We start from the raw sequence: 15002 nt of genomic DNA on the forward strand, positions 1-15002 counted from the left end.
TGGGTGGACAGCACGCTGCAGGAACCCGCCCGCTCCCGGGGCCGCCGCCTGCCCGAGTGGCTGCGCGGCACGCCCGGGCGCGTCCTCGGGCTCGCCCTCGTCGTCCTGCTGGTCGTCGCGGTGGCCGTGAGCTGCAGCGGCGGCGGGGACGGCGACAGCGGCGTCCCGGTGCTCGGCGACGGGCCCGACGCCGGCGTCGACGGCGTCCGCGCGCCCTCCGACGCGACCGGCGGCACGCTGCGCGTGGTCACCAGCGAGGTCGACAGCCTCGACCCGCAGCGGTCCTACCAGCCCGGCGTGTGGAACCTCATGCGGCTCTACACCCGCACCCTGGTGACCTACGCCAGCGAGCCCGGCCGCACCGGCGAGCTGGTGCCCGACCTCGCCACCGACCTCGGCACCACCCCCGACGGCGGCCTGAGCTGGACGTTCACCCTCGAGCAGGGCGCCCGCTTCGAGAACGGCCGGGCGATCACCTCGCGCGACGTCAAGTACGGCATCGAGCGGTCCTTCGCCTCCGACGTCGTGGTCGGCGGGCCCACCTACGTCGTGGACCTGCTCGACGACCCCGAGAACCCCTACGCCGGGCCGTACCAGGACGAGACCCCGGGCAGGCTGGGGCTGGCCGCGATCGAGACGCCCGACGACGCCACGATCACCTTCCGGCTGCGCTCGGCCCAGCCCGACTTCCCCTACGTGCTGGCGCTCCCCTCGAGCAGCCCGGTGCCGATCGAGAACGACACCGGCGCCGCCTACGGCAGCGACCCGGTCTCCTCCGGCCCCTACGCGGTCACCACCGTCGACGCCGCGACCGGCATCGTCCTCGACCGCAACCCGCAGTGGGACCCGGCCACCGACGAGGTCCGGACGGCGCTGCCCGACCGCGTCGTCGTCCGCACCGGGCTGTCCACCCTGGAGCGGGACCAGGAGCTGCTCGCCGGCTCGGCCGACGTCGACGTCTCCGGCGCCGGCCTGCACGCGGCCACCGCCGCCCGGCTCGCCGAGGGTGCGGGCGGCGACGTGCCGCTGACCGACCGGGTCGACGACCTGACCACCGGCGCGGTGCGGCTGCTCGCGCTGCCCACCGACGTCGCGCCGATGAACGACCCGAACTGCCGGGCCGCGGTGGCCGCCGCGATCGACCGCGGCGCCGTCCAGGAGGTCGCCGGCGGCGCGGACAACGCCGTCCGCACCTCGCGGCTGTGGCCGCGGTCCCTGGGCGGCGGGCCGGAGGACCCCGACCCGGGCCCCGACCCCGACGCCGCCCGGGAGGCGCTGGCCGCCTGCGGGCAGCCCGACGGGTTCCGCACGGTCCTCGCCGTGCCGGACGCCCAGGCCAGCGTCGCGGTGGCCGAGGAGGTCGTCGCGCAGCTCGCGGAGGTCGGGATCACCGCGGAGCTGCGCCCGCTGCCGGCGACCAGCTTCTACGCCACCGACGTCGGCAGTCCGGACAACGTGGCGCGCAACGGCTTCGGCATCGTGCTGGCCACCTGGACCGCCGACTTCCCGACGCCGGGCTCGTTCCTCGTGCCGCTGGTCGACGGCCGCTCGGTGAGCCTGGTCGGCAACACCAACTACGCCCGGCTCACCGACCCGGCGATCTCCGGGCTGGTCGACGCCGCCCGCGCCGCCGCCGACCCGGAGGCGGCCCGGGGCGCCTGGCGGGAGGTCGCGACGGCGGCCGGCGGGACCGGCGCCTACGTGCCGCTGGTGGAGACGCGCGTGCAGCTCCTGGCCGGGCAGCGGCTGCGCAACGGGCTGGTCATGGAGCCCTACGCGGGGCACGACCTGGCCACCGCGGGCGTGCGCTGACCGGGACGCCTGCGGGCACCGGTTACGCTGGGGCCATGGTCGAGCTCGTCCTCAACGTGCTGCTGGTCCTCACCAGCGTGCTGCTCGTGGTGCTGATCCTGCTGCACCGGGGCAAGGGCGGTGGCCTGTCCTCGATGTTCGGCGGCGCGGTCTCCTCCCAGCTGTCCGGCTCCTCGGTCGTCGAGAAGAACCTCAACCGGCTCACCGTGTTCACCGGCCTGATCTGGACCGTGTGCATCGTGGCGCTGGGCATCCTGCTCAAGGTGTAGCCCCGCCCCGCCCCTGGTCGCGGCGAAATCGTGACCGGGGAGACACCCTCAGGCCCTAGACTGCCCGGGCGGCGTGATCACGCGCCGTGACGATCCAGCAGGCAGGTCAGGACGAGGGGGCGCTCGTGGCTGGTGGCAACGCGATCCGGGGGACCCGGGTCGGCGCGGGTCCGATGGGTGAGGCCGAGCGCGGAGAGGCGGTCCCGCGGCACCGGGTCGGCTACTGGTGCAGCTCGGGTCACGAGACGCGGGTGGCCTTCGCCACCGACGCGGAGGTCCCCGAGACCTGGGACTGCCCGCGCTGCGGTCTCCCGGCCGGTCAGGACCCGCAGGCGCCGCCGCCGGCGCCACGGACCGAGCCGTACAAGACGCACCTCGCCTACGTGCGTGAGCGGCGCAGCGACGCCGACGGTGACGCCCTCCTCGAGGAGGCCCTCGCCAAGCTGCGGGCCCGCCGCGGCGCCTAGAGCTCCCGTCTGACCGCCCCGGCGGCGGCCCCGTGGGCCTCCGCCGGGGCACCGGGCGTGCCGGGCGCCGGCAGCCCGCGGCCGTCGGCCAGCGGCCGCCCTCGCGGTGCGGCGCCGGGTCGACGGGCAGCACCCCGCGGAGCACGACCGACAGCCGCCACGGCTCGTCCTCCCGCACCCGCGTGCGGGAGGAGGACGCGTCGGCCTCCGTCGACGGCGCACGGCAGGCAGCCGTCGACGGCGGTCACCCCGCCCCGGGCAGGCGGCTCGCGGCGGCGGCGTCGAGCAGCCAGCGGGTCGCCCGGCGGCCGCGGGCCCCGGCGGCCGGGACCTCGGCGCGGTCGGCACCACCCAGCGCCCGTGCCACGGCCTCGGCCTTGCCCTCCCCGGACACCAGCAGCCAGACCTCCTCGGCGGCGGTGATCGCGGCGAAGCCGAGGCTCACCCGCGTCGGCGGCGGCTTCGGGCAGTCCCGCACCGGCACCACGGTCCGTTCGTCGGAGACCGCGGGGGAGTCCGGGAAGATCGACGCCACGTGGCCCTCGGGGCCCATCCCGAGCAGCAGGACGTCGAACCGGGGGAGCGGGCCGTCGGTCCCGGCGTCGCGGGCGGCGTCGGCCAGGGCCCCGGCGTACCAGTCCGCGGCCTCCTCCGGGGTGTCGAAGCCGGCGTCGGACGCCGGGATCGGGTGCACCCGCTCCGGCGGCGCCCCGACCCGGTCCAGCAGCGCCTCGCGGGCGCCCTTCTCGTTGCGCTCGTCGTCGTCGGCCGGGACGAACCGCTCGTCGCCCCACCAGACGTCGACGGCGGTCCAGTCGACCGCCTGACCGGGCGCCGGCTCCTCGGCCAGCTCCGCGGCGTGCCGCAGCACCGCCGTCCCGATCCCGCCGCCGGTGAGCACCACCGACGCCGTCCCGTGCACCGCCTGGGCCGCGGCCAGCCGCGCGACCAGCGCGGAGGCCACCGCCCGCGCCAGCAGCTCGGCGTCGGGCTCGACGACGATCCCGGGCGTGGGGCCCTCGATCTGCTCCGCGAGCGCCTCGGCGATCCGGTCCCCGGGAGGCAGCGTCACCGCGCCGCTCCGGAGCCGGCCTCGGACGGGGTCTCGGGCGCCGTCGGGTCCGGGGTGTCGTGCTCGCCGTGCTCGGCCACCTCGTCGGTGCCCTCGGAGTCCGGCGGCACCGTCGGCGCCTCCCCGTGCGGGCTGTTGGTGCCGACGTCGTCCCTCGCGAACGGCGCGCCCGCGTGCTCGGCCGGGTCCACCCACACGTGCGCGCGCACCGGCGCCCGGCCGGCCAGGCCGGTCACCCCGGTGGTGGCCTCCAGCGCCTCGGCGTACGGCTCGTCGGGGTCCAGCCGGCGCAGCTCCTCGCCGAGCAGGTCGCCCAGCGACCGGTCGGGCAGCGCCATCGTGGCGTCGGGCCGGTACGGCTGGCTGATCACCGCGCCGCCGCGGCGGTCGGCGTGCACGCGCACCTCCTCGTCCTGGTCCAGCGTCAGGGACACCGAGTCGATGCCGCTGGGCCCGGGGTGCCGGGTGGCCTGCACGACCTCGACCGCGCTGCCGGTGCGGGACGCGAGCCAGCCGCGCAGCAGCTGGGCGGTGGCCGCCCCGGGGTCGCCCTCGACGCGGGCGCCGAGCACCTTCACCGCGTCCCCGCGGCGGCCGGACACCGAGTCCAGCGCGGAGGTGAGCGTCGCCCGCCAGCCGGTGGCGCGGGTCCAGGCCAGGTCGGTGTCGCCGGGGGAGTAGTCGTGCGCCCGGGTCCGCAGCGAGGCCAGCTGGTCCGACGCCGACGTGCTGTCGGTGATCCGCCGGTCGGCGATGACCGCGAGCGCGTCGGTGCTCAGCTGCCGCGGCGGCTCGGTGTGCCACCAGGTGACCACCGGCGCGTCGGCGGCCAGCAGCGGCAGCACGACCGACTCCGCGTGCAGCGCCAGGCGCCCGTACATGCGCATGACGACCGCCTCGCCGGGGCCCAGCCGCCCGCCGATGGACACCTCGGCGTCCAGCCGCGGCACCGGGGCCTCGATCTGCCGGCGGACGACGACGAGGATCCGGCAGGGGTGCTGCTCGGCGGCCGCCGTCGCGGCCTCCTCGGCCTCGGCCACCCGGCCCTCGTCGGCCACGACCACCAGGGTCAGCGCCACCCCCGACAGCACCGCTCCGCCGGTCCGCCGCTGGGCGGCGAGCTCCTTGACCACGGCCGAGCCGGTGGTGTCCCAGAGCGTCGTCATCGCGTCTCCTCTCCGCGGGGGCGCCTCACGGACGCCGCCACCGGCGGCCCTCGGCGGCCAGCATCTCGTCGGCCGCGCGCGGCCCCCACTCGCCGGCCCGGTAGGCGTGCGGCGTGCTGCCGGCCCAGAACTCCTCGAGCGGGTCGATGACGGCCCAGGAGGCCTCGACCTCGGCGTTGCGCGGGAACAGCGTGGCGTCGCCGAGCAGCACGTCCAGCAGCAGCCGCTCGTAGGCCTCGGGGCTGGCCTCGGTGAACTGCTCGCCGTAGAGGAAGTCCATGGACACGTCCCGGACCTCCATGACGCTGCCGGGCACCTTCGACCCGAACTTGAGGGTGACCCCCTCGTCGGGCTGCACGCGCACCACCAGCTGGTTGTTGCCCAGCTCCTCGGTGTCGGTGTCGGCGAAGGGCAGGTGCGGCGCCCGGTTGAACACCAGCGCGATCTCGGTGACCCGCCGCGGCAGCCGCTTGCCGGTGCGCAGGTAGAACGGCACGCCGGCCCACCGGCGGGTCTCCACCCCGAGCCGGACCGCGGCGTAGGTCTCGGTGGTCGAGTGCGCGTCGACGCCCTCCTCCTGCCGGTAGCCCCTGGCCCGCTGACCCGCCAGCCAGCCCTGCTCGTACTGGCCGCGGACGGCGAAGGTGTGCAGGTCCTCGGGCAGCGAGATCGCACGCAGCACCTTGAGCTTCTCGGTGCGGATCTCGTCGGCCGAGAACTCGACCGGCTCCTCCATCGCGGTGAGCGCGAGCAGCTGCAGCAGGTGGTTCTGCAGCACGTCGCGCGCCGCCCCGGTCTTCTCGTAGAAGCCCGCCCGCCCGCCGATGCCGACGTCCTCGGCCATGGTGATCTGCACCGAGTCGACGTGGTGGCCGTTCCAGACCGGCTCGAACAGCTCGTTGGCGAACCGCAGCGCCATGAGGTTCTGGACGGTCTCCTTGCCCAGGTAGTGGTCGATGCGGAAGACGTCCTCGGCGCTGAACACCGAGTCGACCAGCTCGTTGAGCTCCCGGCTGGAGGCGAGGTCGGTGCCGAAGGGCTTCTCGACGACGACCCGCCGCCACCGGTCCGGCGTGCTCTCGGCCATGCCGGTGCGCTGCATCTGCTTGAGCACGACGGGGAACATCGCCGGCGGGATCGACAGGTAGAACGCCGCGTTGCCGCCGATGCCGTGGCTGCTCTCCAGGTCGGCGAGGGCGTGGGCGAGCTCGTCGAAGGCGTTGTCGTCGTCGAAGGAGCCCTGGACGAACCGGACGCTGTTGGCCAGCCGCTCCCACACCTCCTCCCGCCACGGCGTGCGGGCCGCGTTGCGGGCCGCGTCCCGTGCCAGCTCGGCGAAGTCCTGGTCACCCCAGTCCCGCCGGGCGAAGCCCAGCAGCGCGAAGTTCGTCGGCAGCAGCCCGCGGTTGGCCAGGTCGTACACGGCCGGGAGCAGCTTCTTGCGGGCCAGGTCGCCGGTGATGCCGAAGACGACCAGGGCGCAGGGCTCGGGGACCCGCGGCAGCCGCCGGTCCCGCGGGTCGCGCAGCGGGTTGGGGATCACGTGCCCTCCTCGAGGGGGTGCAGGGTCAGTCGAGGGCAGCGAGGACCTGGTCGATGCCGGCGGACCGGTCGGTCAGGTGCAGGTGCAGCAGCGGGCGCTGCCGGTCGGCCAGCGCCTGCCGGTCGCCGGCGGCCTGGGCGGCCTGCAGCGTGCCGAAGGAGTACGGCCGGTCGGGCACCGGGAGGTCCTGCGTCACCGCGCCGGTGAGCTGCAGGAACGCGCCGACCTGCGGGCCACCCTTGTGGTACTGGCCGGTCGAGTGCAGGAAGCGCGGACCCCACCCGAAGGTGACCGCGTGCTCCGTGCGGCGGGCCAGCGCCGCACGCAGCTCGCCGGCCCGGGCGTCGGCGTCGCGGTCCAGGTACGCCATGACGGCGAGGTAGCCACGCGGCGGGACGGCGCCCAGCAGGGCGTCCAGCGCCAGCCGCAGCCCGTCGGCCTGGGTCAGGTCGACGCCGTCGAGCACGCCGCCGGAGGCGTACAGCTCGACCGCGCCGATCGTGGCGGCCGGCCGCTCCTCGGGCAGGCCGGACTCGAGGATCCGCGAGGTGTTCTGCTTGGACTCGGTGACGTTGGGCTGGTCGAAGGGGTTGATCCCCAGCACCCGCCCGGCCACCGCCGTCGCGTACTCCCAGCCGAGGAACTGCGCGCCCAGCGGGCCGGTGACGCCGACCGAGGGCCGGCCGTCGACCGGGTCCCCGTCGACGACGGCCAGCAGCGCGTCCGGCGCCTGCGACCCGGGCGCGTCCACCGACTCCAGGACCACGGGCAGCAGCCCCCGGCCCTCCTTGCCGGTGGACTCGGCGATGAGCTGCTCGGCCCAGTCGCCGAAGCCCTCGATGCGCGGGCCGCTGCCGCCGGTGCCCTCGGCGAGGGCGACCTTGTCCCGGCCGGTGCGGAAGCCCGCGCCCATGGCGACGCCGAGCTCCAGCGCCGGGTTGTCCGGCTCGGCGAGGTGCTCGGCGAGGTCGGCGGCCTCGTCCAGCAGGGTGCCGACGTCCACCCCGGCCAGCGCCGCGGGCACCAGCCCGAACGCCGACAGGGCGCTGTAGCGGCCGCCGACGTTCGGGTCGGCGAGGAACACCGCGCGGGCGCCCATGGCGGCGGCGGTGTCGGCCAGCGGGGAGCCGGGGTCGGTGACGACGACGAACCGCCGGCCGACCTCCTTCTCGTCCAGCCCCGCCTCGGCGAACGCGGCGACGAACGCCCGCCGGTGGCTGTCGGTCTCGATCGTGCCGCCGGACTTGGAGCTGACCACGACCACGGTGCGGTCGAGGTCGGTCATCGCCGCGGCGACCTGCCCGGGGTCGGTGGTGTCGAGGACGACCAGCGGCGCGCCCGCGGTGCGGCAGATGACCTCCGGCGCCAGCGAGGAACCGCCCATGCCGCACAGGACGACGCGGTCGATCCCCTCGCCGGCGAGCTCGGCCCGCAGCTCGGCCAGCCGGGACACCAGCTCGCGCGAGGACGCGGGCAGGTCCAGCCAGCCGAGCCGGATCGAGGCCTCGCTCTCGGCCTCGGGGCCCCAGAGGGTGGCGTCCTTGGCCACCAGGCGCGCGGCGACGTCGTCGTCGGCGAGCTGGGTGCGGACGACCTCCGGGACGTCGAGGCCGGAGCAGGAGAACTCCAGCGTCATGCCTTGTCCTCGAGCTGGCCGCGCACGGACTCGGTGAGCTCGTCCCACGAGTCGACGAACTTCCGCACGCCCTCCTCCTCGAGGACGCGGAACACGTCGTCGAGGTCGACGCCGGCGTCGGCGATGGCCTTCATCGTCGCCGCGGCGTCGTCGTAGGTCTTCTGCACCGGCGTGCCCGCCGCGCCGTGGTCGGCGTAGGCCTGCAGCGTCTTCTCCGGCATCGTGTTCACGGTGCCGGGGGCGATGAGCTCGCTGACGTAGAGCGTGTCGGAGTACTCCGGGTTCTTCACCCCGGTCGAGGCCCACAGCGGCCGCTGCGGCCTCGCGCCCTTGGCCTCCAGCGCCTTCCAGCGGTCGGAGGAGAAGACCTCCTCGTAGGCCTGGTAGGCCAGCTGCGCGTTGGCCAGCGCGGCCTTGCCCTTGAGCTGGTCGGCGCCGGCCTTCTCCAGCCGCTTGTCGATCTCGCTGTCCACGCGGGACACGAAGAACGAGGCGACGGAGGCGATCCCGCTGAGGTCGGCGTCGGGGTCCTGCTCGAGGCGCTGCTCCAGCCCGGACAGGTAGGCGTCCATGACGGCGCGGTACCGCTCGAGGCTGAAGATCAGGGTGACGTTGACGCTGATCCCGCGGGCGATCGACGTCGTGATGGCCGGCAGGCCCTCCACGGTGGCCGGGATCTTGATGTAGAGGTTCGGCCGGTCCACCAGCCACCACAGGTGCGCGGCCTCGGCGGCGGTGGCGTCGGTGTCGTGCGCCAGGCCCGGCGCGACCTCCAGCGACACCCGGCCGTCGCCGGGCTGCCGCTCGGCCACGGGGGCCAGCAGGTCGCAGGCGTCGCGCACGTCGGAGGCAGTGATGGTGCGCAGCGCCTCCTCGACGCTCACCTGGCGCACCGCGAGGGCGTGCAGCTGGTCGTCGTAGGACTCCGACCCGCTGATCGCGGCGGCGAAGATCGTCGGGTTGGTGGTGACGCCGACGACGGAGCGCTCGTCGACCAGCGACTGCAGGTTGCCGCTGCGGATGCGGTCCCGCGACAGGTCGTCGAGCCAGACGGCGACGCCCGCCTGTGACAGCTCGGCCAGCTTCTCGTTCTGTGCCATGTCTCTGCCCTTCGTGGTGAGGCCGCGTGGGTTCAGCGGTCGCCGGTGGGGTGGGGGAGGCCCCCGGTGGCTGCAACCGGGCCGGCCGGGACGGCGTTCCCCGCGGCGGCGGCCTCGATCGACTCGCGGGCGGCGGCGACGACGGCCTCGTCGGTCAGCCCGAACTCCTCGTAGAGCACCGAGTAGGCGGCGCTCGCGCCGTAGTGGGTGAGCCCCACGATCCGGCCGGCGTCGCCGACGAACTCGCGCCAGCCCATGGGCACGCCGGCCTCGACGCTCACCCGCGCGCGGACCGAGGGCGGCAGCACCTCGTCCTTGTAGGCCTGGTCCTGGTCGGCGAACCACTCGACGCAGGGCACCGACACCACGCGGGTCGGGACGCCGTCGGCCTCCAGCCGCTCGCGGGCGGCGACGGCGATCTGCACCTCCGAGCCGGTGCCCAGCAGGATCACCTCGGGCTGCCCGTTCGAGGCGTCGGCCAGCACGTAGGCGCCGCGCGCGACGCCCTCGGCGGAGCCGAACTCCGAGCGGTCGAACACCGGCAGGTTCTGCCGGGACAGCAGCAGGCCGGCCGGGCGGTCGTTGTTCTCGAGGATCGTGCGCCAGGCGACGGTGACCTCGTTGGCGTCGGCCGGGCGGACGACGTCGAGGCCGGGGATGGCCCGCAGCGCGGCGAAGTGCTCGATCGGCTGGTGCGTGGGGCCGTCCTCGCCCAGGCCGATCGAGTCGTGCGTCCACACGTAGGTCACCGGCAGCTGCATGAGCGCGGCCAGGCGGACCGCCCCGCGCATGTAGTCGGAGAACGTGAGGAACGTGCCGCCGTAGACGCGGGTGCCGCCGTGCAGCGCGATGCCGTTCATGACCGCGCCCATGCCGTGCTCGCGGACGCCGAAGTGCAGCGTGCGGCCGTAGGGGCCACCGCTCCACATCTTCGTCTGGCGGTCGGCCGGCAGGAAGGACGGTTCCCCCTCGACGGCGGTGTTGTTGCTCTCCGCGAGGTCGGCCGACCCGCCCCACAGCTCGGGCAGCGCCGGGTAGAGGGCGGCGAGGACCTTGCCCGAGGCCTTGCGGGTGGCCACGCCCTTGGGGTCGGCGTCGAAGGTCGGCAGGCCGTCGGCGAAGCCCTCGGGCAGCCGGCGCTCGCGCATCCGCTCCAGCAGGGCGGCGCGCTCGGGGTTCTCCTGCGCCCAGGCGTCGAAGCGCTCCTGCCACTCGGCGTGGGCCTTCTCGCCGGCGTCGACCACCGAGCGGGCGTGCGCGAGCACCTCGTCGTCGACCTCGAAGGTCTTCCCCGGGTCGAAGCCCAGGACCTCCTTGGTGGCGCGGACCTCGTCCTCGCCGAGCGCCGAGCCGTGCGCGGCGCCGGTGTTCTGCTTGTTCGGCGCGGGCCAGGCGATGATCGTCCGCAGCACGATGATCGACGGGCGGCGGGTCTCGGCCTTGGCGGCGGCGAACGCGGCGTCGACCGCGGCCAGGTCCTCGCCGTCGTCGACGTGCTGCACGTGCCAGCCGTAGGCCTCGTAGCGCTTGCCGACGTCCTCGGTGAAGGCGACGTTCGTGTCGTCCTCGATGGAGATCCGGTTGTCGTCGTAGACCAGGACCAGGTTGCCCAGCTGCTGGGTGCCGGCCAGCGACGACGCCTCGCCGCTGACGCCCTCCTCCAGGTCGCCGTCGGAGGCGAAGACCCAGACGGTGTGGTCGAAGAGGCTCTCGCCCTCGGGGGCGTCGGGGTCCAGCAGGCCGCGCTCGCGGCGGGCGGCCATGGCCATGCCGACGGCGTTGCCGACGCCCTGGCCGAGCGGGCCGGTCGTCGTCTCCACGCCGGGCGTGTGGTTGACCTCGGGGTGGCCGGGGGTCTTCGAGCCCCAGGTGCGCAGGGCCTGCAGGTCCTCGAGCTCCAGGCCGTAGCCGGACAGGTAGAGCTGGACGTACAGCGTCAGGCTCGAGTGGCCCATCGACAGGACGAAGCGGTCTCGGGCCACCCAGTTCGGGTCCGTGGGGTCGTGCCGCAGCCACTTGTGGAACAGCAGGTAGGCCGTGGGCGCCATGCTCATCGCGGTGCCGGGGTGGCCGTTGCCGACCTTCTGGACGGCGTCCATCGCCAGCACGCGGGCGGTGTCGATGGCCCGGCGGTCGAGGTCGCCGAAGTCCTCCGGCAGCGTGGGGTGCGGCTGCCGGGGCGATCCGGTGGGGGAGTCGGTCGCGGCCTCGGCGGGGGCCTCGGACTCCGTGCTCTTCGTGTCGTCAGCCTGGGTCATGTCGGGCGGAACTCCTCGAGGTCGGCCGTGCGTGGGGCCGTCCGGGGAGCGGTGGTCCGTGCTCCCGGGCGGACGACGTCGGGTGCGGGGCAGCGGATCGGCCGTGTCCCTGGTCTCCCTCGACCCGTGACCCTCCGTCGTCGGCGACGGCCCTACCCGCAGTTCCCGCGGCGTCAACGTGATCAGACCCTAGTCATCCGCACCGGTGGGCGGGGTGGCCGAGGGCTACAGTGGGCCCGTTCCATACCCCGGTTCGAAGGGACCATCGTGCTGTCTTCGTGCCCGGTGGCTCCCTGCCGTCCGTGCGTGCGCGCGGCAGAGGCCGCCCGGTGACGGCGCTCACCCAGCGGCCGGCCGTCCCGGCCCGCCGGCTGTCGGGCGTGGTCGGGGCCTACGTCGCGCTGACCAAGCCGAAGCTCGTCGAGCTGCTGCTGGTGACGACGCTGCCGGCGATGATGATGGCGGCCGACGGGTGGCCGTCCTGGCGGCTGGTGGCCGCGACGATGGTCGGCGGGATGTTCGCCGCCGGCGCGGCCAACGTGTTCAACTGCTGGTACGACCGCGACATCGACCGGCTGATGTCCCGCACGCGCAACCGGCCGATCCCCGCCGGGGTGGTGTCCCCGCGGGCGGCCCTGGTCTTCGGGGCGGCCCTCGCCACGGCGTCGCTGGCGATCCTGTGGTTCGAGACCACGCCGCTGGCCACCGCGCTGGCCGCGGTCGCGATCCTGGCCTACTCCGTCGTCTACACGATGGTGCTCAAGCGCCGGACCCGGCACAACACGGTCTTCGGGGCCTTCCCCGGCGCGGCGCCGGTGCTCATCGGGTGGGCGGCGGTGACCGGCTCGCTCGACTGGCCGGCGCTCGCCTTCTTCGCCGTCGTCTTCTGCTGGCAGATGCCGCACTTCTGGGCGCTGGCCAGCCGCTACCGCGACGACTACGCCCGCGCGAACGTCCCCATGCTGACCGTCGTCGCCGGCCCGGAGAGCGTCGGCCGCCAGTCGGTCGCGTGGGCGTGGGCGACCCTGGGCGCCACCCTGCTCATGGGGTCGATCACCCCGGTGCTGAACTGGGCCTTCGCCATCGGCGGCGGCCTGCTCGGCGCCTGGTACGTCGCCGAGACCCACCAGTGGCTGGACCGCATCCGCGCCGCCGTCCCCGACCGGCCGATGAAGCTGTTCTCGGTGTCGATCACCCACATGACGCTGCTGTCGATCGCCATCGCCATCGACGTCCTCGTCTGACCCACTCGGCTGGGTCGAGATCCCGTGATCTCGACCGTCCGGGCCGGTGCCGCCGGTCGAGATCACGGGATCTCGACGTCCGACGCGACCGACCGCCACGCGGCGCCTCTCGCCGGTCGGGGTGCCCGGTGTCGATCCAGTGTCGTCTCGCGCCGTGTCGGGCGCCGTCACGGCAGGTGGTGCCGTGCCGTGAGCCGAGAACCGCGGTGCCGGAACGGGGTCCCGGCCCACGCGGCGACGGAGTACACCGGCCGTCCGGTCCGCGGCGGGGGCGCGGCGACGCGCCGTCCCGGCCGCGTGAAGGGGGGACCGCGTCGAGGAAGGGGAGGACCGTGGGGAGCACTCCAGGAAGGGCTCCGGCGGTTGCCGCCGCCGCGCTGCTGCTGGCTCTGGCCGCACCTGCGACGGCGAGTGCCGCACCAGCCGCCGGGACCGCGGAGCCGCAGCTGCTGGTGGAGGGGCTCGCCGGCGGTTCCGGGAGCACCGTCGGTCCCGGTGGGGACCTCTACGTCACCGAGCCGGTCTCCGGCGACCTGACCCGCGTGGACCGCCGCACGGGGGAGGCGACGACGGTCGCGGACTGCCTGCCGGAGCGGGTGCTCCCCCCGGACGACACGGGCGGTGCCATGGACGTCGCCTTCCAGGGTCGGACCGCCTATGTGCTGGTGACGCTGGTCGGCCCCGATGTCGGCGGGGACGACGTCGTCGGGCTCTATCGCGTCGACGCTCCGGACACCTGCACGGTCGTCGCGGACATCGGCGCCTGGTCGCTCGAGAACCCCCCGGAGACGGACTTCTTCGTGCCCACCGGCGTGCAGTACGCGTTGGAGGCAGTGCACGGCGGCTTCCTGGTCACCGACGGACACCACAACCGCGTCCTGCACGTGACCTCCGACGGCGGGATCACCGAGGTCCTGACCCTGGGGAACGTCGTCCCGACCGGCCTGGCGGCCCACGGCCGCAGCGTGCTGGTCGCCCTGGCCGGGCCGGTCCCGCACGAGCCGGCGACCGGCCGGGTGCTGGCCTTCCGGCCTGGTGACGAGGACGTCCGCGAGGTCGCCTCGGGTGGCCGGCTGCTCGTGGACGTCGAGCGCGGTCCGGGTGGCGTCTACGCCCTGTCGCAGGGCGTCTTCACGCCCGGCAACCCGGAGGGGTCGCCGGCGGACCCGGACACCGGGCAGCTGCTCCGGGCGACCCGGGACGGCGGCTTCGAACTGGTGGCCGAGCCGCTCGACCGGCCGACCTCCATGGAGGTGGTGGGCCGGACCGCCTACGTCGTCACGCTCGACGGCGAGATCTGGACGGTCGGCCTGCGCGGCTGAGCCCGGCCCCGCACGAGGGGCTCCACCTCGCTCTCCGGTGCCCGACCTCACCCTGCAGCGCGAGGTCGGGCACCGCGTGGTGAGGCCGGCGCGGTCGGGAGTGAGGCCCGGCCCGGCGGCTCAGCGGGCGGCGGTGGCGGGGACGGCGGCGGCGTCGAGAGGCTGCCCGGTCGCCGGGCCGCGGACCGACCACACCAGCCGCGCGGTGTACGCGGTCACCAGCACCGCGCCGAGCATGTGCAGCAGCACCAGCACGACCGGCAGGTGCGTGAAGTACTGGACGAAGCCGACGACGCCCTGCAGGAGCTGGACGACGAGCACGTCGCGCGCGGCCCGGCGGACGCGGTCGGGGGCGTCGGTGGCGTACAGCGCCACGAGCAGCGCGATCGTCAGGCCGACGAGCAGGAACACCGCGTCGGCGTGCAGCCGGCTCACCGTCTCGGGGTCGAAGCCCATGCGGTCGCCGGTGGGGACGCCGGCGTCGTCGAGGTCGCCGCTGTGCGGGCCGCTGCCGGTGACGACCGTCCCCAGCGCGAGCACCACCGCGGTGACCGCGGCGATCCCGCCGGCCAGCAGCGCGATCGGGCGGCGGACCACCGGCCGGCCGACGCCGGGCTCGCGGGACCGCAGCCACAGCACGGTCGAGACGGCGACCAGCAGCGTGGAGACGAGGAAGTGGACGGCGACGGTCCACGGGTTCAGGCCGGTGAGCACCGTGACGCCGCCGATCGCCGCCTGGACCGGGATGCCGAGGAACGTCAGCACCGCCAGCGGCCGCAGGTCCCGGCGCGGGGAGCGCCAGACCGCCACCAGCACCGCGACCGCCACCGCGGTGAGCACGAAGGTGAGCAGCCGGTTGCCGAACTCGATCAGGCCGTGCCCGGCCATCTCCGGCGTCGTCACGAAGCTGTCGGCGGTGCACCGCGGCCAGGTGGGGCAGCCCAGACCCGAGCCGGTCAGCCGGACCACGCCGCCGGTGACCACGATGGCGCCGTTGGCGACCACGTTGGCCAGCGCCAGGCGCGTGATGACGGCGGGGGAGAAGGCGGTGGGCAGGACCGGCACGGCCCGATGCTAGTCGCGGCCGGCCACCTCCCCGGTTCGCCCAGGGCG

General features: G+C 75.0%; 12 protein-coding genes. 5 read left to right on the plus strand and 7 right to left on the minus strand.

The genetic code is table 11. The annotated features are described in order from the left end of the window. The first annotated feature begins 3 nt into the window (after window positions 1-3). The 3 genes from ACI79Z_RS13845 (at window position 4) to ACI79Z_RS13855 (ending at window position 2548) form a co-directional block, all read left to right on the plus strand. Window positions 4-1812 (plus strand): ABC transporter substrate-binding protein, encoded by a 1809-nt coding sequence (locus tag ACI79Z_RS13845; RefSeq protein WP_456902951.1) that lies wholly within the window; start codon window positions 4-6, stop codon window positions 1810-1812. A 35-nt stretch (window positions 1813-1847) separates the two neighbouring features. Then, entirely contained in the window at window positions 1848-2081 is a 234-nt protein-coding gene (secG, locus tag ACI79Z_RS13850; RefSeq protein ID WP_387992967.1) for a preprotein translocase subunit SecG, read from the plus strand. A gap of 86 nt (window positions 2082-2167) precedes the next feature. Further along, on the plus strand, window positions 2168-2548 hold the full coding sequence (locus ACI79Z_RS13855; RefSeq protein ID WP_456902952.1) for an RNA polymerase-binding protein RbpA: 381 nt from the start codon (window positions 2168-2170) through the stop codon (window positions 2546-2548). Window positions 2549-2792: 244 nt separating this feature from the next. On the opposite strand, the gene pgl is transcribed toward ACI79Z_RS13855, so the two are convergent. The 6 genes from pgl to tkt are packed head-to-tail and all read right to left on the minus strand — an operon-like array spanning window position 2793 to window position 11323. After that, the gene (gene pgl, locus ACI79Z_RS13860) at window positions 2793-3620 is read right to left on the minus strand and encodes a 6-phosphogluconolactonase (RefSeq protein WP_456902953.1); all 828 of its coding nucleotides are present in this window, start codon (window positions 3618-3620) and stop codon (window positions 2793-2795) included. Then, window positions 3617-4786, minus strand: coding sequence for a glucose-6-phosphate dehydrogenase assembly protein OpcA (locus ACI79Z_RS13865; RefSeq protein WP_456902954.1), 1170 nt, complete (start codon window positions 4784-4786; stop codon window positions 3617-3619). The genes pgl and ACI79Z_RS13865 overlap by 4 nt, the downstream gene beginning before the upstream one ends. A gap of 25 nt (window positions 4787-4811) precedes the next feature. Continuing rightward, window positions 4812-6329 (minus strand): glucose-6-phosphate dehydrogenase, encoded by a 1518-nt coding sequence (gene zwf / locus ACI79Z_RS13870; protein ID WP_387992959.1) that lies wholly within the window; start codon window positions 6327-6329, stop codon window positions 4812-4814. A 25-nt stretch (window positions 6330-6354) separates the two neighbouring features. Further along, window positions 6355-7965 (minus strand): glucose-6-phosphate isomerase, encoded by a 1611-nt coding sequence (locus ACI79Z_RS13875; RefSeq protein ID WP_456902955.1) that lies wholly within the window; start codon window positions 7963-7965, stop codon window positions 6355-6357. After that, window positions 7962-9065 (minus strand): transaldolase, encoded by a 1104-nt coding sequence (gene tal / locus ACI79Z_RS13880; protein WP_387992953.1) that lies wholly within the window; start codon window positions 9063-9065, stop codon window positions 7962-7964. Before tal ends, ACI79Z_RS13875 begins: the two co-directional genes overlap by 4 nt. A 32-nt stretch (window positions 9066-9097) precedes the next feature. After that, entirely contained in the window at window positions 9098-11323 is a 2226-nt protein-coding gene (gene tkt, locus ACI79Z_RS13885; protein WP_456902956.1) for a transketolase, read from the minus strand. Window positions 11324-11652: 329 nt separating this feature from the next. Here tkt and ACI79Z_RS13890 point away from each other — a divergent pair, with 329 nt between their 5' ends. Together ACI79Z_RS13890 and ACI79Z_RS13895 are read left to right on the plus strand one after the other, a co-directional pair. Next, entirely contained in the window at window positions 11653-12567 is a 915-nt protein-coding gene (locus ACI79Z_RS13890; RefSeq protein ID WP_387992948.1) for a heme o synthase, read from the plus strand. Window positions 12568-12899: 332 nt separating this feature from the next. Beyond that, window positions 12900-13889 carry a ScyD/ScyE family protein gene (locus tag ACI79Z_RS13895; RefSeq protein WP_387992945.1) on the plus strand — a complete coding sequence of 330 codons (990 nt, stop codon included), beginning with the start codon at window positions 12900-12902 and terminating at the stop codon, window positions 13887-13889. Between the two features lie 120 nt (window positions 13890-14009). Here the strand turns inward: ACI79Z_RS13895 and ACI79Z_RS13900 are convergent, their stop codons facing one another. After that, window positions 14010-14954, minus strand: coding sequence for a COX15/CtaA family protein (locus ACI79Z_RS13900; RefSeq protein ID WP_387992942.1), 945 nt, complete (start codon window positions 14952-14954; stop codon window positions 14010-14012). Between the last annotated feature and the right edge of the window lie 48 nt (window positions 14955-15002).

The sequence above is a fragment of the Geodermatophilus sp. SYSU D00663 genome, from assembly GCF_054050655.1.